General features: G+C 67.1%; 20 protein-coding genes. 10 read left to right on the top strand and 10 right to left on the bottom strand.

The genetic code is table 11. The annotated features are described in order from the left end of the window. Positions 1–9: 9 nt before the first annotated feature. From IFT60_RS11300 to IFT60_RS11275, 6 genes are all read right to left on the bottom strand, one after another. Positions 10–1374: an FGGY-family carbohydrate kinase gene (locus IFT60_RS11300; RefSeq protein ID WP_192052067.1), complete on the bottom strand. Its 1365-nt coding sequence runs from the start codon at positions 1372–1374 to the stop codon at positions 10–12. Positions 1375–1382: 8 nt separating this feature from the next. Next, a complete protein-coding gene (locus IFT60_RS11295) occupies positions 1383–2399 on the bottom strand; it encodes an ABC transporter permease (protein ID WP_192052066.1) in 1017 nt (338 codons plus the stop codon). After that, positions 2396–3406, bottom strand: a complete 1011-nt coding sequence (locus IFT60_RS11290) for an ABC transporter permease (protein ID WP_192052065.1) — start codon at positions 3404–3406, stop codon at positions 2396–2398. The genes IFT60_RS11295 and IFT60_RS11290 overlap by 4 nt, the downstream gene beginning before the upstream one ends. Positions 3407–3414: 8 nt before the next feature. Then, positions 3415–4974 (bottom strand): sugar ABC transporter ATP-binding protein, encoded by a 1560-nt coding sequence (locus IFT60_RS11285; RefSeq protein ID WP_192052064.1) that lies wholly within the window; start codon positions 4972–4974, stop codon positions 3415–3417. A gap of 91 nt (positions 4975–5065) precedes the next feature. After that, positions 5066–6097: a rhamnose ABC transporter substrate-binding protein gene (gene rhaS / locus IFT60_RS11280; RefSeq protein ID WP_192052063.1), complete on the bottom strand. Its 1032-nt coding sequence runs from the start codon at positions 6095–6097 to the stop codon at positions 5066–5068. Next, positions 6094–6960 carry a DeoR/GlpR family DNA-binding transcription regulator gene (locus tag IFT60_RS11275; protein WP_192052062.1) on the bottom strand — a complete coding sequence of 289 codons (867 nt, stop codon included), beginning with the start codon at positions 6958–6960 and terminating at the stop codon, positions 6094–6096. The genes rhaS and IFT60_RS11275 overlap by 4 nt, the downstream gene beginning before the upstream one ends. Before the next feature lie 338 nt (positions 6961–7298). Between IFT60_RS11275 and IFT60_RS11270 the strand changes: the two genes are divergently transcribed. The 6 genes from IFT60_RS11270 to IFT60_RS11245 all read left to right on the top strand — a co-directional run bounded on the left by IFT60_RS11270 (position 7299) and on the right by IFT60_RS11245 (position 16646). Continuing rightward, entirely contained in the window at positions 7299–9407 is a 2109-nt protein-coding gene (locus IFT60_RS11270) for a bifunctional rhamnulose-1-phosphate aldolase/short-chain dehydrogenase (protein WP_192052061.1), read from the top strand. A 99-nt stretch (positions 9408–9506) separates the two neighbouring features. Further along, a complete protein-coding gene (gene rhaI / locus IFT60_RS11265) occupies positions 9507–10802 on the top strand; it encodes an L-rhamnose catabolism isomerase (RefSeq protein ID WP_192052060.1) in 1296 nt (431 codons plus the stop codon). A gap of 99 nt (positions 10803–10901) precedes the next feature. Beyond that, positions 10902–13688, top strand: coding sequence for a glycosyl hydrolase (locus tag IFT60_RS11260; RefSeq protein WP_229510804.1), 2787 nt, complete (start codon positions 10902–10904; stop codon positions 13686–13688). Next, entirely contained in the window at positions 13685–15130 is a 1446-nt protein-coding gene (locus IFT60_RS11255; protein WP_192052059.1) for a glycoside hydrolase family 28 protein, read from the top strand. Before IFT60_RS11260 ends, IFT60_RS11255 begins: the two co-directional genes overlap by 4 nt. A 5-nt stretch (positions 15131–15135) precedes the next feature. After that, positions 15136–16335 (top strand): glycoside hydrolase family 88/105 protein, encoded by a 1200-nt coding sequence (locus IFT60_RS11250; protein WP_192052058.1) that lies wholly within the window; start codon positions 15136–15138, stop codon positions 16333–16335. Between the two features lie 17 nt (positions 16336–16352). Then, complete coding sequence (locus IFT60_RS11245; protein WP_229510803.1) at positions 16353–16646, top strand: L-rhamnose mutarotase; 294 nt, start codon at positions 16353–16355, stop codon at positions 16644–16646. Between the two features lie 383 nt (positions 16647–17029). Here IFT60_RS11245 and IFT60_RS11240 read toward each other — a convergent pair whose 3' ends face one another. Further along, complete coding sequence (locus tag IFT60_RS11240) at positions 17030–17944, bottom strand: alpha/beta hydrolase (RefSeq protein WP_229510802.1); 915 nt, start codon at positions 17942–17944, stop codon at positions 17030–17032. A 38-nt stretch (positions 17945–17982) separates the two neighbouring features. Here IFT60_RS11240 and IFT60_RS11235 point away from each other — a divergent pair, with 38 nt between their 5' ends. Further along, a complete protein-coding gene (locus IFT60_RS11235; RefSeq protein ID WP_192052055.1) occupies positions 17983–18633 on the top strand; it encodes a 3-keto-disaccharide hydrolase in 651 nt (216 codons plus the stop codon). A gap of 2 nt (positions 18634–18635) precedes the next feature. Here IFT60_RS11235 and IFT60_RS11230 read toward each other — a convergent pair whose 3' ends face one another. After that, complete coding sequence (locus IFT60_RS11230) at positions 18636–19973, bottom strand: TolB-like translocation protein (protein WP_192052054.1); 1338 nt, start codon at positions 19971–19973, stop codon at positions 18636–18638. Between the two features lie 185 nt (positions 19974–20158). On the opposite strand from IFT60_RS11230, the gene IFT60_RS11225 reads away from it, so the two are divergent. Genes IFT60_RS11225 through IFT60_RS11215 form a run of 3 tightly spaced genes read left to right on the top strand, consistent with a single transcriptional unit; the run spans position 20159 to position 23975 of the window. After that, positions 20159–21850, top strand: a complete 1692-nt coding sequence (locus tag IFT60_RS11225) for a rhamnogalacturonan acetylesterase (protein ID WP_229510801.1) — start codon at positions 20159–20161, stop codon at positions 21848–21850. Further along, a complete protein-coding gene (locus IFT60_RS11220; RefSeq protein WP_192052053.1) occupies positions 21847–22542 on the top strand; it encodes a DUF6250 domain-containing protein in 696 nt (231 codons plus the stop codon). The genes IFT60_RS11225 and IFT60_RS11220 overlap by 4 nt, the downstream gene beginning before the upstream one ends. 14 nt (positions 22543–22556) lie before the next feature. Beyond that, on the top strand, positions 22557–23975 hold the full coding sequence (locus IFT60_RS11215) for a glycoside hydrolase family 88/105 protein (protein ID WP_197986294.1): 1419 nt from the start codon (positions 22557–22559) through the stop codon (positions 23973–23975). Positions 23976–24275: 300 nt separating this feature from the next. On the opposite strand, the gene IFT60_RS11210 is transcribed toward IFT60_RS11215, so the two are convergent. After that, positions 24276–25235: a glycoside hydrolase family 43 protein gene (locus IFT60_RS11210; RefSeq protein WP_192052052.1), complete on the bottom strand. Its 960-nt coding sequence runs from the start codon at positions 25233–25235 to the stop codon at positions 24276–24278. Beyond that, positions 25232–26524: a rhamnogalacturonan acetylesterase gene (locus tag IFT60_RS11205; RefSeq protein WP_192052051.1), complete on the bottom strand. Its 1293-nt coding sequence runs from the start codon at positions 26522–26524 to the stop codon at positions 25232–25234. The genes IFT60_RS11210 and IFT60_RS11205 overlap by 4 nt, the downstream gene beginning before the upstream one ends. Between the last annotated feature and the right edge of the window lie 19 nt (positions 26525–26543).

Genomic DNA, 26543 nt, shown 5'->3' with positions numbered 1-26543 from the left:
CCGACAGCCTCACTGTGCAGCGACGGTGAGCTCAGCCAACCATTTCCGGCGATAGGCGTCGAGTCCATGCAATGCGCGTGCCGGCGTGGTCGTACTGGCGCCCGGATGAATGCCATCCCGATAGCGCAGCATCCACCCCCCGCAAGTCGTCCCGCTCGCATCCTCCGAATAGCTCACCGCCTGCTCCGGCCTGAGCGCGGCGAGTAAAGGCCCGAACCACGGATTGGCCGTAAAGCTCCCCTCGACCGCGATCGGCCCGCGCGCGCCCAGCGCATCGAGGCAGTAATCCGTCATCAGCACGCAATACAGCGTCGCCAGCGCGAAGCGTTCGGCGGCGTCGACAGGCGCCGGCCCGACGATCTCCCCCGCACGGCCGGCAAACGGCCCGGCCTCGGCGAAGCAGGGCAGGGCCATGGTCCCGCGCGTGACCAGTTGTTCGATCTGCGCGAAGGTGCATGGGGTCGGCGCCGTTCCCGCCAGCGCCGCGAATTCGCGTCCACCCATGAAGCGCATGCAGGCGACCGGCTGCCCGAGCGCATTGGTATTGGCCAGCATGTCCTGCTCTTCGCGCAAGCCGTCGAGGGCGACGCCAAAGGCGGCGGCGATCACCCAGGTGCCGGTGGAGAGCACCGTGCGCGGCGCGGACGAACCGTCGCGCTCGAGGTAGCGCACCAGCGAGGCATTGCTGTCGTGGATGCCGCACAGGACCTGGCACGATGCCGGCAGGCCGGTCAGCGCCGCCAGTTCCGGCTTGATCGTGCCGAGCGAGGCCGAGGGCGCGCACAGGGGCGGCATCAGCGCGGTCCAGCCCATGGTCGAGACCAGCTGCGAGTAGCGCTGGTGCAGCGGGTCCCACAGGTCGGTATGGCAGCCGAGCGAGGTCGCCTCCGAGGTGGCCGCGCCGCACAGGCGCCAGGCCCAGTACTGCGGATACATCAGGATGTGGCGCGTGCGGGCGAATTCGGCCGGGAAGCGCTGCGCCAGCCAGACCAGCTGGCGGCCCAGGTTCAGGCCCACCGGCAGCGCCGGCGAGTACGTTTCGGCATACGGCGGACGCACCGCGGCGTAATCGACGCCCGGCAGCGACGCCTCGTAATCGAGCACCGGCAGCACCAGGCCGTCGCGGTCGACCAGGGCGGCGGTGGCGCCATGGGTCACCGGGACGATGGCCGACACGTGGGCGAGGGCGGCGAAGCGGCGGCAGGTGGCCAGCATCCAGTCCCAGATGCCGTCGACGTCGTGGTGCGGATACGGCCCGTCGTTCAGGATCGCATTCGGGCGCCGTTCCTCGGCCAGCGAACGGCCTTCCGCATCGATCAGGGCCAGCTTGACGTTGGTCTTGCCGATGTCGAGGACAATCAAAGCGTCATTCATCGCCGTGCTCACTTCCGACCCTGGCGTGCGCGCAGCAGGCGTGGCAGCGCGATGGTCACCAGCAGCAGGATACCGATCACGATCGTCATGTAAATGCCCGGCACGTTGGCCAGCGCCATGCCGTAGGTGACGGTGCCCATGGTCAGCACCGCCAGCAGCACGCCGCCGATGGTGCCGGCGCCGCCCGAGATGCTCACGCCCCCCAGGATCACCATCGTGATGATTTCGAGTTCCCAGCCGGTGGCGATGTTCGGGCGGGTGCTGCCGATGCGGCCGGTCAGCAGCCAGGCCGCCAGGCCGGCGACGGCGCCGGTCAGCATGAACAGCACCAGGCGGTAGCGGTCGACGGCGATGCCGGAAAAGCGCGCCGCTTCCGGGTTGTTGCCGATCGCGTAGATGCGGCGGCCCCAGGCGGTGGTGTGCAGCACCACGGCGAAGATGGCGGCGAACACCAGCAGCACCACGAATTCACGCGGCACCATGCCGAAGAAGTAGCCCTGGCCCCAGTCGGCCATCAGCTGCGGGTAGCCCGTAAACGCCTTGTCGCCAAGGACGACGCTGGCCAGGCCGCGGTACAGCGACACGGTGCCGATCGTGACCACGATCGAGGGCAGCGCGAAGCGCGTGACCAGGTAGCCGTTCAGGAAGCCGCACAGGGTGCCGGTCGCCAGTGCGACGAGCAGCAGCGTCGCCGGCGGGAAGCCGGCATTCATGGCCAGGCCCATCGCCACCGAACACAGGGCCAGGGTGCCGGCCACCGAGATGTCGATCTCGCGGCAGATGATCAGCAAGGCCATCGGCAGCGCGATCAACGCCTTTTCGCTGAAGTTCGAGGTACCGTCGAGCAGGTTGTACGGATCGAGGAAGTGCGGCAGCACGGCGCCGCCGCAGACGAACAGCGCGATCAGCAGCAGCGCCAGCAGGCTTTCCCAGCGCCCGAGGGCGTGGCGCAGGCCGAGCGGCTGGCGGTCGAGGATGGTGTAGCGCGAGGTTTTCTCGAGCGAGGACAGGATCGGGGCGTTCATGCGGCGCTCTTCAGGGATTGAGTAGTAGCGGAAGCGGTAGCGGGCGTATGCAGCGGCAGGATCTGGCGGCTGCGGCGCTTGCCCTGGGCATTGACCAGCACCGCGACCAGGATAACCAGGCCGGTGAGGGCGCTTTGCCAGAAGGGCGATACCTGCAGTACCGGCAGCGCATTGCCGATCACCGACAGGAACAGCGCACCGAGCATGGCGCCCAGTACCGAGCCGACGCCGCCGGCGATGCTGACGCCGCCGATCACGCAGGCGGCGATCACGGTGAATTCGAAGCCATAGGCGATTTCGGTATAGGCCACCGCGTAGCGCGCCACCCACAGGTAGCCGCACAGGCCGGCCACCAGGCCGGACAGGCCATAGGTCCAGAGCAGGCGCTGGCGCGTCGGGATGCCGATGTAGCCGGCGCACTGGGGCGCATTGCCGATCGCGTACAGGTCGCGTCCGAAGCGGGTGTAACGGGCGATGAAGGCCATGACCAGCAGCGCGCCGATCGCGATCCACACCAGGTGCGGCAGGCCGAGCACGCGCGTCAGCGGAAAGGCGACGAATTCCTTCGGCATCTGGTGCGCCGAGACCCAGGCGCCGTTCGAGATCACGAACACCAGGCCGCGGTAGACGCTCATGGTGCCGAGCGTGATGACGATCGGCGGCAATGCCAGGTAGCCGATCAGCCAGCCGTTGACCAGGCCGAGCGCCAGGCCGACCAGCATCGCCGCCAGCACCACCAGCGGCAGCGGCAGGCCCGGATTGGCGGCGGCCAGCATGGCTGCGACCATCCCCGACAGCGCCAGGTTCGACGCCACCGAGAGGTCGATGCCGCGCGTGACGATCACCAGCATTTGCGTCAGCGCCAGCATGATCAGCAGGGTGCTGTCGGTGAGCAGGTTGGCGAGCGAAGCGCTGGTGAGGAACACCGGTGCGCGCAGGCCGACCAGCAGCACCAGCGCCACCACCATCAGGGCGAGCAGCGGCTCGCGCTGTTTGAATAATTTCATTACTGCGTTCATGCCGCCACCTCTGCCAGGTCCAGGCCCGATGCGGCCGCGACCACCGTCTCCGGTGTCGCTTCGCCGCGTTTGAATTCGCGTACCATCTCGCCGTGGTGCATCACCACCACGCGGTCGGCCAGGCCCAGCACCTCCGGCAGTTCGGACGACACCAGGATCACCGACAGCCCGCGCGTCACCAGTTCGCTCACGAAGCGGTGCACCGCGGCTTTCGAGCCGATGTCGATGCCCTTGGTCGGCTCGTCCAGGATGATCACTTTCGGATTGGTGGCGAGCCACTTGCCGAGCACGACCTTCTGCTGGTTGCCGCCCGAGAGTTCGGTCACGTTCTGGGTCAGGTAGCCGGCCTTGAGTTCGAGTTGCTCCGAGAAGTGGCGTGCGATCGCCGCTTCCTTGGCGCCGCGTCCGCGCAGGAAGAAGCCGATCTGGGACAGGATCGGCAGCGTGATGTTGTGCATGATCGGCAGCGTCAGGTGGGCGCCGTGGTGCTGGCGGTCTTCCGGCACGTAGGCGATGCCGTGCGCGATCGCGGTGGCCGGGCAGTCGATCGCGACCGCCTTGCCTTCGAGGTGCACGCTGCCCGAGACGCCCTTCGTCAATCCGAACAGCGCCTGCATGACTTCCGAGCGGCCGGCGCCGACCAGGCCGTAGAAGCCGAGGATCTCGCCTTTCTTCAGCGTGAAGTTGACGTCCTTGAATTCGGTCGGGTGGCAGTAATTGCGCACTTCCAGCAGTGGTGCGCCGATCTCGACTTGCGCTTTCGGGTAGGCCTGGTGCACGGCGCGGCCGACCATCAGCGCCACCAGTTCGGGTTCGGTGATGTCGGCCAGCGCGCCTTCGGCGACGAACTGGCCGTCGCGCAGCACCGTGTAGCGGTCGGCGACTTCGAAGATTTCGTCGAACTTGTGCGAGATGAAGATGACGGCGGTGCCGGCCGCGCGCAGCTGGGCGATGATGCGGTACAGCTCGCGGATCTCGCGCTGCGACAGGGCGGCGGTCGGTTCGTCCATGATGACCACGCGCGCATCCTGCGACAGCGCGCGGGCGATCTCGACGAAATGGCGCTGCGCCACCGACAGGTCTTTGACGCGCGCACGTACCGGCAGCGCCACTTCCAGGCGCGCGAACAGCGCTTCGGCTTCGGCCTCGATGCGCGCCCAGTCGACGCGGCCGAAGCGGCCGCGCGGCTGGCGCCCGACGTAGATGTTCTCGGCCACCGAGAGTTCGTCGAACATCACGGTTTCCTGGTGCACGGCCGTGATCCCGGCGGCCATCGCCGCCTGCGGGCTGGCAAACGAGACCTGCTTGCCGTCGAGGCTGATGGTGCCGGCGTCGGGGCGGTAGATGCCGGTCAGGGTTTTCACCATGGTCGACTTGCCGGCGCCGTTCTCGCCGATCAGGGCCATGACTTCGCCGGGACGGATCGTCAGGTGCACGTTGTTCAGGGCATGCACGCCGCTGAAGCGCTTGCAGATGCCGTTCAGTTCCAGCACCGGGGCATCGAGCGTGCCGTCGGCGCCGCGCGGGGAAGGGCTTGACAGTGGGGTGACTGGCATAGGATAGGCGTACGAAGTGATGGAACGCGGCCTCGCGGCCGCGCACGGAGTTCAGGATCGGAATCGATGCAGGGCCGCGGCCCTGCCTGGATCAGAACAGCTTGGCGAATTCGTCGATGTTCGCGGCGTTGTAGGTGAACGGCGGCCCGAGGGCGGCTTCACCGGCGGCGTCGAGCGTGACCTGCCCCAAACGGCCGACCGAGACGGTGGCGCCGGCCTTGGCTTCGGCCTTGCCCTTGACGAATTCGTTGGCGGCGAAGGTGGCCGCGTAACCGAGGTCGATCGGGTTCCAGATCGCGAATTCCTTGACGGCGCCGCTCTTGACGTGGCCGGCCATCTCGGACGGCAGGCCCAGGCCCGTGACGAACACTTTACCCACCAGGTTTTCGTCGGCGACCGCCTTGCTGGCGGCGACGATGCCGACCGTGGTCGGGGCGATGATCGCCTTCAGGTTCGGATGGCTGCGCAGCAGGCCGATCGCTTCGCGGTAGCTCTTGTCGGACTGGTCGTCGCCATACACGGTGGCCACCAGCTTGACCTTCGCGTACTGGGGCTGCTCCAGCACCTTCTTCATCACGCCGATCCACAGGTTCTGGTTGGTCGCCTGGGCCGAGGCCGAAAGAATGGCGATGTCACCGGCGCCGCCGATTTCCTTGGTCGCCATCTGGATCTGCTTTTCGCCGATCAGCTGCGCGTTGGAAGGGTTCAGCTGCATCTGGCGGCCTTCCTGGGCCAGGCCGCTGTCGAAGGAAATGACCTTGATCCCGCGCTGCATCGCCTTCTTGGTGATCGGCACCAGCGCGTTCGGGTCGTTCGCCGAGATCACGATCGCATCGACCTTCTGGCTGATCAGCGAATTGATGATCTCGATCTGGCCTTCGGCGCTGGGCGTGGTCGGGCCGGTGTAGATGACTTCGACGCCGCCGATCTGTTTCGCCGCTTCGTTGGCGCCGGTGTGGGCGGCGTCGAAGAAGCCGTTGCCGAGGCTTTTCACGACCATGGCAATGCGGGTCTGCTGGGGTGCACCCGCTGCGCCCGCGTCAGCCTTCTTGTCGCCGCAGGCCGACAGGCCGGCCAGCAGGCCAACGGCCGCGGCCGCGAGGAGGAGTTTCTTGATCTTCAATGCGATGTCTCCGTCTGGAACAGGGCTGCGGACTGCAGGTCGTATTGCGGGTTGAAATAGGAAGAGCTGACGTCGGGGGCGAGTTCGTCCGGTTCGACGGTGACGACCTTGACGCCGTACTGCTCGAGCAGCTGTACCGCCTTGTCGGAGGCGCCGGTGTCGGTGATCACGGTCGATACGCGGTCCAGGCCGCACAGGATCAGGCCGGCCTTGCGGCAGAACTTGGAGCTGTCGGCCAGCACCACCAGTTCCTCGGCCTGGCTGATCAGGCGCTTCTCGGCCTGGATCAGCAGCGGGTCCGCTTCCATCAGTCCGAGCAGCGACAGCCCGTACACGCTCATGAACATCTTGCTGGCGTAGTGGTGCTGGGTGATGTCGTTGTCGAAGGGCGAGAGGATCACGTTCTGCTCGCGGTAGACCTTGCCGCCCGGGACGATGATCTCGTTCTGGCTCGTCACCAGCAGGCGCTCGGCCATCAGGAACGAATTGGTCAGGATCTTGAGCTGCTTCTCGGTCAGGAACTCGGCCATCATGAAGGTGGTCGTGCCGCCGTTGATGATGATCGTTTCGCCGTCGGTGCACATCGACGCGGCGTGGCGCGCGATGGCGCGCTTGCCGGCGGCGAAGCACTGGATATTGTTCTGGAACGTTTCGCTCGTGAGCGGGAACTGGCGCTTCTTCTGTAGCAGGTTCTCCGCGCCGCCGCGGGTGCGGGTGAGCAGGTTGCGTGCTGCGAGCCAGCTGATATCGCGCCGGACCGTTGCCGGGGACGCGTTGAGCCATTCGACAAGCTGCTGGACCGTCGCCGTCTGATGATCGGCAAGCAGCTTCAGCAAACGCTTGCGGCGTTTGTGATTCACCATGTTTGTCTCCTCCATGAGCCGTCTGTTTTTTATGCGGCGTCACTGCCGTCGACTCGGTGCGGTCGCGGTGTGTACGAAAAGAGTAGTTATTCTGTGCAATAACGTCAATCATTAATTGATCAAACGGGTGATTGTTTGGCTTCGTTGCAACGCACAAACGCGCAATCCGATCAAGCCGATGATTATTCGAATCTCGCTCACGAAGTTGACCGCTTGAGCGTTGACACCAGTCGGGCCGCTGATTTCTACTGTGTCGGGATGTCCAGGCAAGGATTGCCCGGACCAGAAGTACACACCAATCGCCATCGAGCGATGGCACACAACGAATGGAGACTTAGATGGGCGCGATGAGCGAAACGAAACAGGCCGAACCGATCACTTCCCGCTGGGACGATGCCGCGGCAGCCACCATGAGCGAACCGGAGCTGCTGCTGTACCGCTCCAACCTGCTCGGGTCCGACCTGCGCATCACCAATTTCGGCGGCGGCAATACCTCCGCCAAGATCGACATGGTCGATCCGCTCTCGGGCGACACCGTCGAAGTCCTGTGGGTCAAGGGTTCGGGCGGCGACCTGGGCAGCATCAAGCTCGACGGCTTCTCGACCCTGTACATGGACAAGCTGCACGCGCTGAAGAACCGCTACCGCGGCCTCGAGCACGAGGACGAGATGGTCGCCTACCTGCCGCACGCCACCTTCAACCTGAACCCGCGCGCCGCCAGCATCGACACCCCGCTGCACGCCTACATCGCGCACAAGCACGTCGACCACATGCACCCGGATTCGTGCATCGCGATTGCCGCCTGCAAGAACAGCAAGGAACTGACCGCCAGGATCTTCGAAGGCGAACTGGGTTGGCTGCCATGGCAGCGTCCAGGCTACGACCTCGGCCTGAAGCTGGAACAGGTCTCGCAGGCGAACCCGAACCTGAAGGGCATCATCCTCGAAGGCCACGGCCTGTTCACCTGGGGCGACGACGCCAAGTCGTGCTACGAAACGACGCTGGCGATCATCAAGCGCGCCGAAGACTGGCTGGCCCAGAACATCCAGCAACCGGTGTTCGGCGGCCAGGCCGTCGAAGCGCTGCCGGCCGCCGACCGCGCCGACATCGCCGCCAAGCTGATGCCGCTCCTGCGCGGCAAGATCAGCAAGGAAGAATACAAGCTGGGCCACTTCGAGGACAGCGACACCGTGCTCGAATTCGTCTGCAGCGCCGACCTGGCGCCGCTGGCCGCGCTCGGCACCTCCTGCCCCGACCACTTCCTGCGCACGAAAATCCGTCCGCTGGTGCTCGATTTCGACCCGACCGCGCCTGATTTCGACCGCCTGGTCGCAGGCCTCGACCAGGCCCTGGTCGACTACCGCGCCGACTACACCGCCTACTACGAGCGCTGCAAGCGTTCCAACAGCCCGAAAGTGCGCGACGCCAACCCGATCATCTACCTGATCCCGGGCGTGGGCATGCTCTCGTTCGCGAAAGACAAGGCCACCGCGCGCATCGCCGGCGAGTTCTACGTCAATGCGATCAACGTGATGCGCGGCGCGAACGGCGTCGACAGCTACGTCGGCCTGCCGGAACAGGAAGCCTTCGACATCGAATACTGGCTGCTCGAAGAAGCCAAGCTGCAGCGCATGCCGAAGCCGAAATCGCTGGCCGGCCGCATCGCACTCGTCACCGGCGGCGCCGGCGGCATCGGCCAGGCGGTTGCACGCCAGCTGCTGCAGGAAGGCGCTTGCGTCATGCTGACCGATATCGACCAGGAAGCGCTGGCGTCGGCACAGGCCGCGCTGACCAAGGTCGGCGGCAAGGACAACATCGGCACCGTGCAGGCCAACATCACCGATGAAAATGCGGTGGCCTCGATCCTGGAAGCGGCGGCCCTGCGCTTCGGCGGCGTCGACCTGCTGGTGTCGAACGCCGGCATCGCCTCGGCGGCGCCGCTGGACGAGACCACGCTCGAAATCTGGAAGCGCAACCAGGACATCCTGGTCACCGGCTACTTCCTGGTGGCGCGACGCGCCTTCCAGATCATGAAGCAGCAGGCGCTGGGCGGCAGCATGGTCTTCGTGGGCAGCAAGAACGGCCTGGTCGCATCGGCCGGCGCATCGGCCTACTGCACCGCCAAGGCGGCCGAACTGCACCTGGCGCGCTGCATCGCGCTCGAAGGCGCCGAGCACGGCATCCGCGTGAATACCGTCAATCCGGACGCCGTGATCCGCGGTTCGCGCATCTGGGACGGCAAGTGGAAGGAAGAGCGCGCAGCCTCGAACAAGATCGGCGCCGACGACGTCGAAGAGTTCTACCGCAAGCGCAGCATGCTGAAGCTGAGCGTCTTCCCGGAAGATATCGCCGAGGCGGTGTATTTCTTCGCCAGCGACAAATCGGGCAAGAGCACCGGCAACATTCTGAACGTGGATGCCGGTAATGCGGGTGCGTTCACACGCTAACCTCGCGCGCTAAGCGGTGTAAGTTAAACTCGCGTACTGCAAGACGATAAAAAAGACGGGCGGCCTGCGGGCCGCCTTGTCCGAAACAAGGAGACAGGAATGACGAACATGATCGACGCGGCACTGGTCGCGGACCAGAACACCAGGCTGGAAGCGGGCCTGCAGGCCGATTACGAAGCGCTGGGCGGGATGCTCGCGCGCCGCGGGCTGGACATCGAAGAACTCACCAAGCTGGCCCAGACCTTCCAGGTTGCCGTGCCAAGCTGGGGCGCCGGCACCGGCGGCACCCGTTTCGCGCGCTTCGCCGGCCGCGGCGAGCCGCGCAACGTCTTCGAGAAGATCGAGGATTGCGCCGTGATCAACCAGCTGACGCGCGCCACTGGCGCCGTGTCGCCGCACTTCCCATGGGACAAACCAACCGACGCGCGCGAACTGCGCGAGACGGCAGCAAGCCTGGGCCTGGCCTTCGACGCCGTCAACTCGAACACCTTCCAGGACCAGCTGAACCAGGAACAGACCTATAAATTCGGCAGCCTGACCGCGCAAAGCCGCGAAGTGCGCGCCCAGGCGATCGCCCACAACATCGAATGCATCGAACTGGGCCGCGCGCTCGGTTCGAACGCGCTCACCGTCTGGGTCGGCGACGGCGCCAACTTCCCGGGCCAGAACAACCTGCGCGGTTCGCTCGAGCGCTACTTAGAGAGCATGCGCGAAATCTACGCCGCGCTGCCCGACGACTGGAACGTCTTCATCGAGCACAAGCTGTTCGAACCGGCGTTCTACGCCACCGTGATCGCCGACTGGGGCACCAGCTTTGCCGCCGCCACCGAACTCGGTCCGAAAGCGAAATGCCTGGTCGACCTCGGCCACCACGCGCCGAATACCAACATCGAGATGATCGTCGCGCGCCTGGCGCAGTTCGGCAAGCTCGGCGGCTTCCACTTCAACGACAGCAAGTACGGCGACGACGACCTCGACTCCGGTTCGATCAACCCGTTCCAGCTGTTCCTGGTCTTTAACGAACTGGCCGACGCCGCCCTGCGCGACGGCCCGGCCTTCAAGCCGGCCTACATGCTGGACCAGTCGCACAACGTGACCGATCCGATCGAAAGCCTGATGAGCAGCGCGGTCGAAGTGCAGCGCGCCTTCGTGCAGTCGGCCATGGTCGACCGCGCCGAACTGGCCGGCCTGCAGCAAGCCAACGACGTGCTCAATTCGGCCCAGCTCCTCAAGCGCGCCTTCCGCACCGACGTCAGCCCGATCCTGGCGATGGCGCGCGTGCGCGCCGGCGGCGCCGCCGATCCGGTCGCGGCCTACCGCGCCAGCGGCTACCGCGACCGCGTTGCCAGCGCACGTCCGGCCAAGGCCGGCGCCAGCAGCAGCGGCATCGTCTAAAGAGAGTACGCACGCGCCTGTGCCTGGCTGGTTGCCCTTTGGTGACCAGCCGGCGCGGGCGCGCGCCGTTCCCGGTTTCACCGCTTACAGGAGTCTCCTATGAGCAAGCGCTCCCCGCGCCGCCCATTCATTCGCGCGCGCGCGCTGGCTGTCGCCTGCGCCGCCGCCACGCTCGCCATGTCCGCCGCCCGCGCCGACAGCAATGCCCCCGTCATCTCGAACAAACTGGCCGACGTCGCCGCCAACCTGGCCACGCCGCCGGCGGACGCCCGCCCGCTGATGCGCTGGTGGTGGTTCGGTCCCGCCGTCGTCAAACCCGAGCTCGAACGCGAAATCGTCGCCATGAAGCAGGGCGGTTTCGGCGGCTTCGAAATCCAGCCCGTGTACCCGATGGAGCTCGACGAGCCCACGCGCGGCATCAAGAACGTTCCCTACCTGTCGCCCGAATTCCTCGACGCGGTCAGCTTCGCCAACCGGACCGGCCGCGCCAACGGCCTGCGCGTCGACATGACGCTGGCCAGCGGCTGGCCCTACGGCGGTCCGCACATCGGCATCACCCAGAGCGCGAGCCGCCTGCGCGTGGCCACGGTCGAAGTGCCGGCCGGCGCCGCCAGCTATGCGCCGCCGGTGGTGATGAACGGCGAGAAGCTGGTCGCCGCCTTTGTCGGCGCCGGCAACGCCAAACAATACGACGGCAACGCGCTGAAGCTGGTGAAACCGGATGCGCTGCCGAACGGCCGCGCGGCCATCGCCGCCGCAGGCGCGCCGCGCGTGATGGTGTTCTACATCGCCACCCGCACCGGCCAGCAGGTCAAGCGCGCCGCGCTCGGCGCCGAAGGCTTCGTGCTCGATCACCTGAGCCGCAGCGCGGTCGACCATCACCTGCGCACGGTCGCCGAGCCGCTGCTGAAAGCCTTCGGCGACACACCGCCGCATGCCGTGTTCTCGGACAGCCTGGAAGTCTACGGCACCGACTGGACCGACGACTTCCTCGAAGAGTTCAAGCGCCGCCGCGGCTACGACATCGCGCCGCACCTGCCGAGCATCTTCCGCGCCAAGGGCGAACCAATTTCCGCGACCGCCGGCGCGGTACGCCGCGACTGGGCGCTGACGCAGACGGAACTGGTCAACGAGCGCTACCTGACGCCGATGAACGACTGGGCCAAGGAGCACAACACCCTGTTCCGCTCGCAGACCTATGGCGAGCCGGCGGTATCGATGTCGAGCAACCGCCTGGTCGCGCTGCCCGAAGGCGAGGGCCCGCAGCACCGCGAATTCTCGTTCACGCGCCTGGCCACTTCCGCCGGCCACCTGTACGGGCGCCCGGTGATCTCGGCCGAAACCTGGACCTGGCTCAATTCCCCCGCCTTCAGCGCGACCCCGCTCGACATGAAGTCGGAAGCGGACCGCATGCTGCTCTCGGGCGTGAACCAGTTCGTCGGCCACGGCTGGCCCTACACGCCGCCCGGCACGGTCGAACCGGGCTATGCCTTCTACGCCGCCGCCGTCTTCAACGACCACAACCCGTGGTGGAACGTCATGCCCGACGTGAACGCCTACCTGACGCGCATGAGCTACCTGATGCGCCAGGGCGAACCGGCCAACCAGGTCGCGGTGTTCCTGCCCAACGACGACGTGTACGCGGCGCTGGTGCCGGGCAAGGTGTCGCTGTCGGCCGAGATGCACAAACACGTGACGCCCAAGTTGACCGAGCAGATCCTCGACGCCGGCCACAACCTCGATTACGTCGACGCCGAATCGGTGCTGGCGCTGGGCGTCAAGCACCCGGTGCTGGTGATGCCGCACGTGACGCGCCTGGCGCCGGAAGTGCTCGACAAGCTGGCGGCCTATGTGCGCGGCGGCGGCAAGATCATCGCCGTCGGCAGCACGCCATCGCTGGCGCCGGGCTTCGTGGATGCCGCGCGCATCTCGGCGCGGGTGGCGGCGGCCTCGAAGGCGCTGTTCGCATCCGGTCCGAACGTGCGCGTCGTCGCCGATGACGGCGCCGTCGGCGCCGCCCTCGGCGCCGCGCTGGCGCCCGACCTGAAACTGTCGGCCCAGGCGTCGGAAGTCGGCTTCGTGCGCCGCAAGCTGGCGGATGCCGACATCTACTTCATCGCCAATACCGGCAATGGCGACGTGAATGCCAACGCCACCGTCGGCGCGAAGCGCGCGCATGCGGCCTGGCTCGATCCGGACAGCGGCAAGCTCACGCGCGCCGCCGGCGGTGAATTCGTCCTGGCGCTGGCGCCTTACGAGTCGCGCGTGCTGATGCTGAGCGACGCGCCGCTGGCCGCCGCCGAGGCGCCGCGCCTGGCGACGCCAAGCGTGCTGGCCGACCTCGGACGCGACTGGAAGCTGAGCTTCCCGGCGGCGGCGGGGCAGGGTGCGGGATCGCACGACATGGCCCAGCTGTCTTCGTGGACCAACAAGGAAGCGACGCGCTACTTCTCGGGCGTCGGCGTCTATACGAAAGAGGTCAAGCTGGCGCCGGCGCAACTGGCCGGCCAGCGCGTGGTGCTCGACTTCGGCCGCGGCACGCCCTTGGCAGCCACGCCCAAGGTCCCGGCCGGCATGCGCGCTATGTATGACAGTCCGCTGCGCGAAGCGGCCCAGGTCTGGGTCAACGGCAAGCGCGCCGGCGCGGTCTGGCATCCGCCCTACCGCGTCGATGTCACCGATTACCTGACGGCGGGCGCCAACCGCATCGAAGTGCGCGTCGCCAACCTGGCCGTGAACACGCTGGCCGGCCATGCCTTGCCCGACTACCGCCTGCTCTCGGCGCGTTATGGGCAGCGCTTCGTGCCGCAGGATACCGAACTGATCGCGCCGCGGCCTGCGGGCATGCTGGGACCGGTCACACTGATGGGAGAGAAAATCTTATGATCGCCTTTGCGAACAAACCGGCCCTGCAAACGCTGGTGCTGGCCATGGCCCTGTGTTCCGGCGCCGCCTTCGCCGCCGACTTCAGCGTAGCGAAGTACGGCGCGCGCGGCGACGGCAGCACGATGAACACGGCCGCGATCCAGAAGACGATCGACGCCGCCGCGAAGAAGGGCGGCACGGTCGTGTTCCCGGCCGGGACCTACCTGACCGGCTCGATTTTCGTCAAGAGCGGCGTCACCCTGCGCCTCGACAAGGGCGTGACCCTGCGCGGCTCGCGCGACATCGCCGACTATCCGATGATGCCGACCCGGATCGCCGGCATCGAGATGAGCTGGCCGGCGGCCCTAGTCAACGTCTACAAGCAGAAGAACGCGGCCATTACCGGCGCCGGCACCATCGATGGCGACGGCAAGGTGTTCTGGGACAGTTACTGGACGCTGCGCAAGGAATACGAACCGCGCGGCCTGCGCTGGGCCTCGGACTACGACGCGCGCCGGCCGCGCCTGGTGCAGGTGTTCGATTCCAGCGAGGTGAAGATCGGCGGCGGCTTGCTGATGCGCCGCGCCGGCTTCTGGACCGTGCACGTCTGCTATTCGAGCGACGTCGCCATCGACGGCGTTACCATCCGCAACAACGAGGATGGCCACGGCCCATCGACCGACGGCATCGACATCGATTCCTCGCGCCGTATCCTGGTGGCGAATGCCGACATCGCCGTCAACGACGATGCGCTGGTGATGAAGGCCGGGCGCGATTCGGATGGCCTGCGCGTCGGCCGTCCGACCGAGGACGTGGTGGTGCGCGATTCGGTGGTGCGCGAAGGCGCGGCCGGCTTCACCTTCGGCAGCGAAACCTCGGGCGGTTTCCGCAACATCGAAGCCTACAACATCCGCGTCGAGGGCAAGGTGCCGGTCGGGATCCTGTTCAAGTCGGCGCATACGCGCGGCGGCTGGGGCGAGAACCTGCGCCTGCACGACTTCACGATGGTCGGCATCCCGGTCGTGATGCGCGCGACCATGAACTGGAACCCGGCCTACAGCTACGCCACGATTCCCACCGACGCCAAGGATGTGCCGCCGGTGTGGCGCGTGCTGGCCACGCCGGTGCCGCGCGAGAAGGGTATCGCCCACTTCCACGACGTCAAAATCTGGAACATCAAGGCGACCGGTGCCAGCACCGCGTTCGAAGTCGACGGCTATCCGGAAGCGCCGCTGCTGCGCTTCGCCTTCGACCGGCTCGACATCGAGGCGGCCAAGGGCGGGCATATCAACGACGCCAGGGACTGGACCTTCGCCAACACCAGCCTGCGTTTGCAGGCCCCGGTCGAGGTGTCGACCGCGAGCAGCGTCAGCGGCCTGCCGGCCGGCAGCTTCGAGGTGCGCCCGCCGCGGCCGAAGGAAGACCCGATCAAGAAGAGTTTCGAGGAACAGGACAAAACGTGATGACCATGACTTTACGACTTGGCGCCGCGGCCATCGCGGCAGCATTCGCCCTGGCTGCCTTGCCGGCCGCCGCGCAGAATTATCCGCTGCCGACGCCGGCCATGCAAGCGATCGTCGACAAGGACACCAGCCGCCACTTCGGCGACGCCCCTGTCGACGGCGGCCCGTACGCCACCGACCTCTCGAGCGCGCTGGAACCGGCCGCGGTCGACAAGGTCTTGCGCAAGGTGGCCGACTGGCAGCTGGCGCGTTCGCAACCGCACTGGGATCGCATCTGGACCTCGAGCGTGATGTATGTCGGCTTCCTGGCCGCCTCGCGCGCCACCGGCGACCCGAAATACCGCAAGGCGATGCAGGACATGGCCAAGCATTTCGATTACCAGCTGCGCGACCGCCTGCCGAATGCCGACGACCTGTCGATCGGCCAGGTCTACCTCGACCTCTACCTGGAAGAGAAGCGGCCGTCGCTGATCAACCTGACGCGCGCCGAGCTGAATGACCTGCTGCCGCTGGCGACCGTCAAGCCGAACGATGCGCGCATTCCCTGGTGGTGGTGCGATGCGCTGTTCATGGCGCCGCCGGTCTGGGTCAAGATGTACAAGGCGACGGGCGACCGCAAATACCTCGACTACGTGCACCTGAACTGGAAGCGCACCTCGGACCTCCTGTACGACAAGACCGAGCACCTGTACGCGCGCGACGCCAGCTACATCGACAAACGCGAGCCGAACGGCAAGAAGATGTTCTGGTCGCGCGGCGAAGGCTGGGTAATGGGCGGCATCGCGCTGATCCTCGACGACATCCCGATGGATGATCCGCAGCGCGGCTTCTACGTGCAGCAGCTGCGCGAGATGTCGGCGAAGGTGGCGTCGATCCAGGGCGCCGACGGCATGTGGCACGCCGGCCTGCTCGATCCGCAGAGCTATCCGCTGCCGGAAGTCTCGGGGTCGGCGCTGTTCGTATATGCGATGGCGTATGGCGTGAATCGCGGCATCCTCGACGAGAAGACCTATAAGCCGGTGATCGCCAAGGCCTGGGCCGGCATCCTGAAGAACGTGTACGCCGACGGGCGCCTGGGGAACATCCAGCAGACCGGGGCCGAGCCGGCCTTCTACCGGCCGGCGTCGAGCTTCAACTACGGCGTCGGCGCCTTCATGCTGGCGGCGTCCGAAGTCAAGGCGCTGGCAGCGCGGGGTGGACGATGAGCGCGCGCGCATTTCGGATGAAGCTCAAGCCCGGCACGGTCGACGAATACCGGCGCCGCCACGACGAGATCTGGCCCGAGCTGTCGGCGTTGCTGCATGACGCCGGGATTTTCGACTACGCGATCTTCCTCGACGAAGCGACGCTCGACCTGTTCGCGGTGCTCAAGCTGCAGCCGGGCGAGACCAGCGCCGCCTTGCCCGAGCATCCGATCATGCGGCGCTGGTGGGACTTTATGGCGGAATTGATGGAAGTCGAGCCGGGCAACCAGCCGAAGGAGTGGCCGTTGACGCAGGTGTTTTATATGGCGTGAGGGCGCGGGTGGGCGGCTTCGGTTGCCTTGCCATGTGCATGCCGTGTATCCGCGTGGGCACAAGTGCCCACCCTACGGTGCACCGCGGCTATCGGTGCTTTTACCGTTGGCGGCCGTGGAACGTGATGGTGCGGGCGGGCGGCTTCGGTTGCCTTGCCACGTGCGTGCCGTGTATCCGCGTGGGCACGAGTGCCCACCCTACGTGACACGACCGCCAACGGTGAAAGTACTGATAGCTGCAGTGCACCGTAGGGTGGGCACTCGTGCCCACGCGGTCCACCCTGTGCGTGCCTGCGACGTCACAATACCCCGGTGGGCATGGCGTCGTCTAACGTAGGGCGGGCATGCCCGCCATCGACGCATGCACGCCCGCCGCGCCCCAATCACTTCGCCCGTTCGAGCAACCCCCGTCCGCGCAACCATTCCTCCGCCCGCTTCGGCCACTCCGACGCCGTCCCCAATCCAGCGCGCATCCCCATCCCATGCGACCCATGCTCGAACAGATACATCTCCGCCGGCACCTTGTTGCGCACCAGCGCCTGGTAGAACAGGATGCTGTTCTCGACCGGCACCGCCGCATCTTCCTGGGTATGCACCAGCAGCGTCGGCGGCGTCGCATTCGTCACCTGGCGCTCGACCGACATCAGGGCCAGCGCTTCGGCCGAAGGATTGGCGCCGAGCAGGGCCTTGCGCGAACCGGCGTGCACGCTGGGGCCTTCCATCGTGATCACCGGGTACATCAGCATCAGGAAATCGGGCCGCGCGCTGACCGCGTCGAGCTGGGCGCCGGTGCGTCCGAGCGGATGCGCGAACAGCGTGCCGGCCGCTGCCGCCAGGTGGCCGCCGGCCGAACTGCCCATCACGCCGATGCGGTCTTCGCGCAGCTTGAAGCGCGCCGCCTGCGAACGCACCAGGCGCACGGCGCGCAGCACGTCCTGCAACGGCGCCGGGTGGCCGAATTCTGCCATGCGGTATTTCAGCACGAAGGCGGTGATGCCGAGGGTGCTGAGCCAGTGCGCGTACTGCTCGCCCTCGCGCGCGGTGGACAGCCGCACGTAGCCGCCGCCGGGACAGACGATGACGGCGCTGCCGTTGGCACGGTCGACGGCCGGCGTGAACACGGTCAACGTCGGCTCGCCGACATTCGCGATGCGGCCGTCGTCGATCCGCTCCGGCCCGAGGCCGGGTTTGGCGCCGGGCACGCCTTCGGGCCACAATGGCAGCACAAGCGGTCCAGCCTCCGCGCTGGCGAACGGCCCGGCCGCCGCAAGCAGTACACCCGCGCCGATCTGCATCATCGAGCGTCTCCTGTTTTCATTCATTGGAACTCCTTATCATGTTAAAGCTTTCTCGTCTTTGCACTCTTTTGGCCGTGGGCGCCGTGCTGGCCGCTTGCGCCAGTCCGGGCACGCAATCCGTCGTGCGTCCCTTCGATCAGGAAGGCGCCCTGGAACTCGTTACCACACCTGCGGCCGAACCCGCGGCGGTGTGGTCGCGCATGCCGGACGGTGTGATCGCGGTCGCTGGCAAACCGTCCGGCTACATCGCGACCCGCGCCAGCTACACGAACTACCGCATGCATGTGGAATGGCGCTGGCCCGGCAAGCCGGGCAATGCCGGCGTGCTGCTGCATGTGGCGTCCGGCCCGAAGGATGGCGTCTGGCCGCTGAGCGTGCAAGTGCAGACCAAGCACGGCTTCGCCGGCGACGTACTGCCGATGGCCGGCGCCACGTTTGCCGAACCGCTCACCAGCCTGGCCGGTGCCTATCCGGCGATCAAGGGGAAGACTAGCCCGGACAGCGAACGTCCGCCCGGCGAATGGAACAGCGCCGACATCCTGAGCCGCGACGGCGTGGTCGACGTCACCGTCAACGGCGTGGCGCAGAACCGCGTCAGCGCCGCCGCGCCCGCGGCCGGGCGCATCGGCTTCCAGCTCGAAGGCGCCGCCTACGAGCTGCGCAACGTGAGCATCACGCCGCTGGACTAGGTTTAACGCCGGTCCAGCCAGGCCTGCGGCACTGGCACGATGGCGATGTTCATCGTGCGGCCATCCTCCGACAGCATCGCCGACTGGATCTGGATGCGGGTGCCGTCGGCATTGAAGGTCGGGTGCGGGTGGTCGGCGGCGGTGGTCTTGTGGCCGGTGGTGAGCAGCATCATCTCGCCAGTGCGGCGGTCGATCAGGTGCAGGCTGCGCGAGAAATCGTCGCCGACGGCGAAGCGGCCGTCGCTCGAGCCGTGCACGTGCCAGAAGCCGCTGCCCGAGGGCGTCTGGCCGGCGATCTTCATCTGGCGCGTGCGCAGGTTGACGATCGCCAGGCCGCTCGGCTTTTCGCGGGTGCCGGTCTGGCCCCAGCCGTCGTCCTGGCCGGGATTGGCGCCGCCGACGTCGGTGGCCGGCCCTGCCACGGCCTGGGCCGCGCCGGGAATCGCGCGGTGGCCCATGATCGCCATCGCCACTTCATCCTTCGAGATCACGGCTTCGTGGGTCACCCATTCGTAAGGCGCTTCCGGATACAGCGGACGCAGGCCGCTGCCGTCGGCCTGCACGGTCCAGGTGCGCTGCGGCGACTTGCCGCCGGTTTCCCAGCAGAAGACCAGTTCGCCCGGATTGAACAGGTTGGCCTGGATGTGGCCGACCTGGAACGGCACCGAGACCACGTGTTTCACTTCGCCGGTGCGCAGGTTCAGGCTGGCGATGCCTTCCGGGCCGGCGCCCATCTTGCGCGGACCAAAGGCGGGTTCGATTTTCGTTCCCGGCGCCAGGTGGCGCGCCGCCTCGTTCTTGCCGACCTTGAAATAGGCCCGTTCCTCGTCGGCGTCGAGCGCCAGGTCGCCGCCCGCTTCCAGCGCGGCGGGCAGGGTGGCGGCCACGCGCTGGTAACTAACGGCCGGCGCCATGCGGCCGGCGGCGCTGTCGGCCAGCAGGCGCGCCAGGTCGACCTCGACCACCTGCAGGCCGGCGTCGGCGCGGCGCATGAAGACCAGCTTCATCGACTTGCGCGCCAGGTTCAGCATACCGGTGTAACCGCCCTCGGTCACCTGCACGATGTCGCCCGTTTGTTCGTTCACCGCGAGCGCCTCGCCGCCGGCCAGGCGCGAGCGGAACACGACCCACTTGCCGTCGGCCGTCCACTGCGGGTGGGTCGGGTAGATCTTCGAGTCGCCGTGCGGTTTGCTGGTCAGGAAGGTGAGGGTGGTGCCGGTCACCGGGTCCTTGACCAGCTTGCGCTCGGAAGGAAAGCGCTTGCCGATCTGGGCGGAGGCATCGGCGCACAGCAGCAGGGCCGCGCACAGGGAAAAGGTCACGGGGTAGCGCAAGTTCATTGGTCGGTCTCCAGGGGGGATGCGGTATTCTCACAGCCGGCGCCGCTCGACTCCGATCATTTTGCTGATTCTTTCTGATCAGGACCGGCCACGCCGAGCCGCGCCGCATAAAATCCGCACAGACCACAGCTCAACCGGAGACCGATCCCATGCCTTCATTCGCCAACTCACTGCGCAGATTTTTCATGCCGATGCTGACGCTGCTGGTGATGGTGGTCCTGGCCGGCGTCGCGCTGGTCGGCTGCGCGCAGGCGCCCGCTGGGACGTCTACCTCGGCGCCGGCCGTTGTGCCCGCATTGGCAGCGGCCGTGAACACCGACCCGGCACGCGCCCAGGTCGTGCTGCCGGAACCGGCCAACCGGGCCTTGCCCTCGCTGATCCTGATCGGCGACTCCACGGTGCGCAATGGCCGCGACGATGGCCAGGGCAAGGGCGCGGCGGGGCAGTGGGGCTGGGGCAATCCGCTCGCCATCCACGTCGATCCGAACAAGGTCAATCTGGTCAACCGCGCCGTCGGCGGGCTGTCGAGCCGCACCTACGTCACCAGCGGCCACTGGGAGCGCACGCTCGCCCTGGTCAAGCCGGGCGACGTCGTGCTGATGCAGTTCGGCCACAACGACGCCTCGGCGCTGAACGACGACAAGCGCGCGCGCGGCACCATCCGCGGCGTCGGCGACGAAGCGCAGGACATCGACAACCTCCTGACCGGCAAGCGCGAGACGGTGCACAGCTACGGCTGGTACCTGCGCAAGTTCATCGCCGAGACCCGCGCCAAGGGGGCGACGCCGGTGGTGGTCTCGCTCATTCCGCGCAAGGCCTGGGACGACGCCGGCCGCGCGCGGCGCGACAAGGACAGCTATGCCGGTTGGGCCGAAGCGGTGGCGCGCAGCGAAGGCGCCGGCTTCATCGACCTGAACGGCATGGCCGCGCGCCGCTACGACGAACTCGGGCGCGAAGCCGTCATGGGGTTGTTCCCGCTCACCACGCCCGACGAGCGCATCCACACCAACTGGGCCGGCGCCGAACTCAATGCCCAGCTGGTCGCATCCGGCCTGCAGGCGCTCGGCGACAAGCGCATCGCCTCGTGGCTGAAGCCGCGCGAAGACGCGCGCCCCGTGGTCGACGCGCGCAGCGTGCGCGACGAAGCGCCGCGCGATGCCGCCTTGCCGACCCTGTTCCTGGTCGGCGATTCGACCGTCAAGAGCGGCGGCCAGAACGGCGCCATCGGCTGGGGCGAGCGCATCGCGCCGTATTTCGATGCAGACAGGATCAACGTCGTGAATGCCGCCATCGGCGGGCGCAGCAGCCGCACCTTTTTCACCGAGGGGCGCTGGGACCGGGTGCTGGCGCAGATGAAGCGCGGCGATTTCGTGCTGATCCAGTTCGGCCACAACGACGGCGGGCGCATCGGCGACCCGGCCAACAAGAACCGCGCCTCGGCGCCCGGTATCGGCGCCGAGACCGTGGAAGATACCCGCCCCGACGGCAGCAAGGAGCAGGTGCACAGCTTCGGCTGGTACATGGCGCGCTATATCGCCGATGCGCGCGCGCGCGGCGCCACCGTGATCGTGGCGGCGCCGATCCCGCACCGCGACCGCTGGCAGGGCGAGCGCGATTTCGCGGCGCACGCCGACTGGGGCCGCCAGGTGGCGGGCAGTGGCGGCGCCCACTTCATCGATCTCACCATGCTGGTGGCGGACGGCTACCGCAAGGTCGGCGCCGCCAAAGTCGACACCTTCTTCTCGGACGCGCGCACCCACACCAACGACGCCGGCGCCGCCTTCAACGCCGCGCGCGTGGTGGAAGGCCTCAAGACGCTGCCGGGCAATCCGCTGGGCGCGTATTTCGCGGCGCAGCCGGTGGTGGCCGCGCAATGAGGCTTGCGCGCATGGCGATGGCGCTCACCGGGCTGGCAGCCGGCTTCGCGCATGCCGCTCCGGCGTGCACCGAATGGGGCACCCGCGGCGCCTTGCTGCACCAGGACGAGTTCGACGGCCGGCTGAGCGGCTATGTAGCCGAATACGCGCGCAAGCCCGGCAACACGGTCGAGAACCGCGACGGCCGCCTGCTGATCGACGTCGACTCCGGCGCCACTGTCTGGTTTGGCAAGCCGCTGGCGGGGAACGTCCTGATCAGCTACACGCGGCGCGTGATCGTCGACGGCGGCAAGAACGACCGCCTGTCCGACTTCAACCATTTCTGGATGGCGCGCGACCCGCGCAATCCCGATCTCTTCACTCGCGGCGGCAAGTTCGAGGAGTACGACAATCTCGACCTGTATTATGCCGGCGTCGGCGGCAACACGAATACGACCACGCGCCTGCGCCGCTACGGCGACGGCGCGCGGGTGCTGCTGGCCGAGCACCTCGACGCGCGCCACCTGCTGCAGCCGAACCGCGACTACCGGGTCGAGATCGCCGTGTTCGACGGCTGCACGCGCATGCTGGTCGACGGCGCAGAGATCTTCAACTACCGCGACCCGCGCCCGCTCGCGTCGGGTCATTTCGGTTTTCGCACCACCTGGTCGCGCCAGAGCATCGACCACTTCACGATTCATCAGCTTAAATAAAGAAGGAGACGCCCTTGAACCCATCCGCACTGCCGCGCCGTACCCTGATCGGCCTGCTCATCGCCGCCACCCTGCCGCTGGCCGTGTCGGCGCAGGACGCGCCGCCGCCCCAGGAAAAAGGCCCGGCCGCGGCCGACGCCATGCTGCACGCGCTGACGGTGAAATACCCGACGCCGTACCGCGCCATGGAAGCGGCCGAAACCAAGGCGGTGCTCGACCGCGTGCTGGCCTACCTGGAACGTACCACGCCGGCCGAAGTGATCGACAAGACCAGCGGCGCGCCGATCACCGACCTGTCGCGCGCGAACCCGGAAGCGGTGCTGAAGCCGGGCGACTTCCGCCTGACCAGCTACGAATGGGGCGTCACCTACACCGGCATGCTGGCCGCCGGCGCCGCCACCGGCGACAAGCGCTATACCGACTATGTGATGAAGCGCCACCAGCTGCTGGCCGACCTGACCAAGACGTATTACCCGGTCGTGAAAGCCGACACCGCCAACGCGGCCGCGCCGATCAAGAGCTTCCTCAACCCGCACGCGCTCGACGACGCCGGCGCGCTCTGCCACAGCTTCCTGAAGGCGAAGATGGCCGGTTCCCCGGTCGACTACGGCCAGATGATCGGCATCTGCGGCGAGTTCGTGACCAAGCACGAATACCGCCTGAAGGACGGCACGCTCGCGCGCGGCGGCCCGGACGGCAAGGGCGGCCGCAAGATGCGTCCGCTGGTCGACACGCTCTGGCTGGACGACATGTTCATGGGCGTGCCGACCATGGCTTACCTGGGCAAGGACACCGGCAAGCGCGCCCACTACGACGACGCCGTGCGCCAGGTGCTGCAATTCTCGAAGCGCATGTTCAATCCGAAGCTGGGCATCTACATGCACGGTTACGTCGAAGGCATGCGCGACCATCCGGAATTCCACTGGGCGCGCGCCAACGGCTGGGCGGTGATGTCGATGGTCGAGGTGCTGGAAGTGCTGCCGAAGGATCACAAGGGTTACCAGCCGGTGCTGGCCCAACTGCGCGCCCACATCAAGGGGCTCGCGTCCTACCAGACCAAGGACGGCTTCTGGCACCAGCTGATCGACCGCAACGACACCTACCAGGAAACCTCGGCCACCGCGATCTACGCCTACGCCATCGCGCGCGCCGTCAACCGCGGCTACGTCGAAGCCGAGATGTACGGCCCGATGGCCAACTTCGCCTGGAACGCGGTTGCCAGCAAGGTGCTGGACAACGGCCAGATCGAGGGCATCTGCGTCGGCACCGGCATGGCCTTCGACCCCGCCTTCTACGCCTACCGCCCGACCAGCGTCAAGGCGGCCCACGGCTACGGCCCGGCGCTGCTGGCGGGGGCGGAGGTGATCGAGATGAACAAGAAGTTCAAGTTCGGGTTGAATGACAGTGGCTTGATGTATCAGGGCGTGCGCTGATTGTTTGGCTCCGCATGGCGTCGACGCCATGCGGATGCCGTACCGCGTGGGCACAAGTGCCCACCCTACGGTGCACCACCGTCCATAGCAAGTTCATGGAACAGTCGCGTAACCGTAGGGTGGGCACTCTGTGCCCACGCGGTTCACCCGCCGATCAGCGCTGGCGTTGATCGACAGCCAAAGGTGCCGATTTTCCACCACGCGTAGCGGTTTCGTCATGCGCGCATCAAGATCGGCGGGCATGCCCGCCCTACGTTACGGTGCACCCGTAGGGTGGGCATGCCCACCGTTCACCATTCATCAATTGCGGCGTAACCGCTCCAGCAACCCCGCAGGCACCCTGAACGCCGTCCCGTGCCGCATCCGCTGCGGCGTTCCCTCGTCCGGGAACTGCATCTGCGCCGTCACGTCTTCCCACTGCACCAGGTCGCGCGAGCGCATGGCGCCGTAGTGTTTCGAGGTGTAGGCGTCGTAGTACACGATCGTGTCGGCGCCGATCTGCAGCGCGGTCGGGCCTTCGGTCCAGAGGCCGGGCGGGGTGAAGGGGGCTGCGGGCGCGCCGTAGCCGCCATCGGCGCTGCGTGCCGCCAGTTGCAGGTGTTTCTTTGGCGGGTGGCGCGTTTCATCCTTGACCAGCAGCCAGTCCTTGCCTTGCGCGTGCAGGAGCGTGGCGTCGATCACCGAGAAACCCGGGTCGTAGAACAGGGTGGTCGGCGTGAAGCTGGCGAAGTCCTTCGTGGTGGTGGCGTAGATGCGGTGGTTGTACTTGTCGTCGCCGACGCCTTCGCCTTCCTTGAAGCGTCCCGGAATGGTCGAGGACCAGTAGATCAGGTAGTGGCCGGCGTCGGCATCCCAGGCGATCTCCGGCGCCCAGGCGTTGAGCACACCGGGTTCGTGCGCCATCACCGGCAGTTCGCGCTGCGCCGACCAGTTGACCAGGTCGGTCGACGAGGCGTAGCCGATGCCGTTTTCGTTCCAGCCGCTGGTCCAGACCATGTGATACACGCCGTCCGGCCCGCGCACGATGCAGGGGTCGCGCATCAGCTTGGCCTTGCCGACGGTGGGTTTCAGGTAGCTGGCGCCGCCGCCGAGTTTCTCCCAGCGGTAGCCGTCGGTACTGGCCGCCAGGTGCAGGCCGTCCTCGCCGTTCTTGATGAAGTAGGCGAACAGGTAGGCGTCGCGTGCGGCGTCCTGCTGGACCGATGGCGCGGCGCAGCCGGCCAGCAGCAATGCCGCCAGTGTCAGTGCGGTGCGCTTCATTTGCGTCCCTCGTCGCCGAGAGGGCGTTCTTCGGTGCGGCGCGGGCTCGGCGGCACGGCGAAGGCGCTCGCCGGGTCGGGCTGGGCCGGATCGAAACGGAAGCCGTCGACCACTTGCGCGGCCACGGGCACGCCCGCCTGGCGCAGGCCGACGACGACCGCCTTGGCCAGCTGGTAGCTGCCGTAGCTGTTGTGGTGAGTGTTGTCGAGGCGGCCGGGCGTCGGTTCGGCGAAGGCCGCTTTCGAGCCTTCCGGGCCGAGCGCGGCATACAGGGTCTTGCTCATCGCGTTCAGGTCGATGAAGGGCAGGTTCAGTTCCTGCGCCGACTGGCGCGTCGCTTCGGCATAGTCGACCAGCGACGGGACCACCTTGCCCTGCGCGTCAAAGGCGCGCCGTTCCATCGACGACACCAGCACCGGCAGGCCGCCGCGTGCACGCACCATGTCGACGTGGGCCTTGATTTCGGCCTTGTAGGTCGTGAACGGGCCGCCCTTGCCATCCTTGATCTGCTTCTGGTCGTTGTGCCCGAACTGCATCAGGATGGTGTCGCCCGGCTTCATGCTGCTGGCGATCTTGTCGATGCGGCGCCGGCCGAGCGAATCGCGGTAGGTTTCGCCGGATTCGCCGTGGTTGGACACGGCCACGCCCGACTTGAAGAAGCGCGGCAGCATTTGCCCCCAGCTGTTATAGGGCTCGCCCGGCTGGTCGCAGACGGTCGAGTCGCCCAGCAGGAACAGCGTCGGCACCTCGGCCGGCTCGACCTGCAGCGCACGCACGGCCGGGCGGGCGCCGTTGAATTCGAGGGTCAGGCGCCCATCCCAGTTCCAGGCTTCCTGCACGGTTTCGCGCGGCACCTTCAGCTTGACTTCGCCGGCGGCGATGCCCGGGACCGGCGCGATGCGCGGCGTCTTGACGTTGACGATGAAGCTGCGGGTCGTGCTTTCGCCGGGCTGGGTCGTCACGTTCTCGAGCATCAGGCGGCGCAGCTCGGATTTGATCGTGGTCGTGGCGGGCGCCTTGTCGTCGCCCAGCGTAACGGTCACCTTGTAGTTGCCCTCGGGGAGATCGAGCGAAAAATACGACGCTTCGGCGGCGCCCGGCTCGAAGCCGTAGCCGCGTTCGGCGCTATAGATCGCGTCCGGCGCAACCCGGGTGAAGCCGGCTGGCGCCTTGCCCGGACCGAAGGCAAGCTGATAGCGTCCAGCGGCGGCGTTGGTGGCCGCGTGCAGCGGCAGCGCCGCTGTCGCGACCAGGGCGGCGCCGAGCAGGCGGCGATATGATACATCCATGGCAGAATCCTCGAAAAAC

Source organism: Massilia sp. CFBP 13721 (genome assembly GCF_014842025.1).
GTDB lineage: Bacteria > Pseudomonadota > Gammaproteobacteria > Burkholderiales > Burkholderiaceae_D > Telluria.
The sequence above is the reverse complement of the archived record's forward strand: the minus strand, read 5'-3'. Positions and strand labels throughout refer to the sequence as shown.

Bases quoted from the DNA above. Each gene is read 5' to 3' on its own strand.
- IFT60_RS11300 (WP_192052067.1), bottom strand. From the start codon at position 1,374: ATGAATGACGCTTTGATTGTCCTCGACATCGGCAAGACCAACGTCAAG.
- IFT60_RS11295 (WP_192052066.1), bottom strand. From the start codon at position 2,399: ATGAACGCCCCGATCCTGTCCTCGCTCGAGAAAACCTCGCGCTACACC.
- IFT60_RS11290 (WP_192052065.1), bottom strand. From the start codon at position 3,406: ATGAAATTATTCAAACAGCGCGAGCCGCTGCTCGCCCTGATGGTGGTG.
- IFT60_RS11285 (WP_192052064.1), bottom strand. From the start codon at position 4,974: ATGCCAGTCACCCCACTGTCAAGCCCTTCCCCGCGCGGCGCCGACGGC.
- IFT60_RS11275 (WP_192052062.1), bottom strand. From the start codon at position 6,960: ATGGTGAATCACAAACGCCGCAAGCGTTTGCTGAAGCTGCTTGCCGAT.
- IFT60_RS11270 (WP_192052061.1), top strand. From the start codon at position 7,299: ATGGGCGCGATGAGCGAAACGAAACAGGCCGAACCGATCACTTCCCGC.
- rhaI (WP_192052060.1), top strand. From the start codon at position 9,507: ATGACGAACATGATCGACGCGGCACTGGTCGCGGACCAGAACACCAGG.
- IFT60_RS11260 (WP_229510804.1), top strand. From the start codon at position 10,902: ATGAGCAAGCGCTCCCCGCGCCGCCCATTCATTCGCGCGCGCGCGCTG.
- IFT60_RS11255 (WP_192052059.1), top strand. From the start codon at position 13,685: ATGATCGCCTTTGCGAACAAACCGGCCCTGCAAACGCTGGTGCTGGCC.
- IFT60_RS11250 (WP_192052058.1), top strand. From the start codon at position 15,136: ATGACTTTACGACTTGGCGCCGCGGCCATCGCGGCAGCATTCGCCCTG.
- IFT60_RS11245 (WP_229510803.1), top strand. From the start codon at position 16,353: ATGAAGCTCAAGCCCGGCACGGTCGACGAATACCGGCGCCGCCACGAC.
- IFT60_RS11240 (WP_229510802.1), bottom strand. From the start codon at position 17,944: ATGATGCAGATCGGCGCGGGTGTACTGCTTGCGGCGGCCGGGCCGTTC.
- IFT60_RS11235 (WP_192052055.1), top strand. From the start codon at position 17,983: ATGTTAAAGCTTTCTCGTCTTTGCACTCTTTTGGCCGTGGGCGCCGTG.
- IFT60_RS11230 (WP_192052054.1), bottom strand. From the start codon at position 19,973: ATGAACTTGCGCTACCCCGTGACCTTTTCCCTGTGCGCGGCCCTGCTG.
- IFT60_RS11225 (WP_229510801.1), top strand. From the start codon at position 20,159: ATGCCGATGCTGACGCTGCTGGTGATGGTGGTCCTGGCCGGCGTCGCG.
- IFT60_RS11220 (WP_192052053.1), top strand. From the start codon at position 21,847: ATGAGGCTTGCGCGCATGGCGATGGCGCTCACCGGGCTGGCAGCCGGC.
- IFT60_RS11210 (WP_192052052.1), bottom strand. From the start codon at position 25,235: ATGAAGCGCACCGCACTGACACTGGCGGCATTGCTGCTGGCCGGCTGC.
- IFT60_RS11205 (WP_192052051.1), bottom strand. From the start codon at position 26,524: ATGGATGTATCATATCGCCGCCTGCTCGGCGCCGCCCTGGTCGCGACA.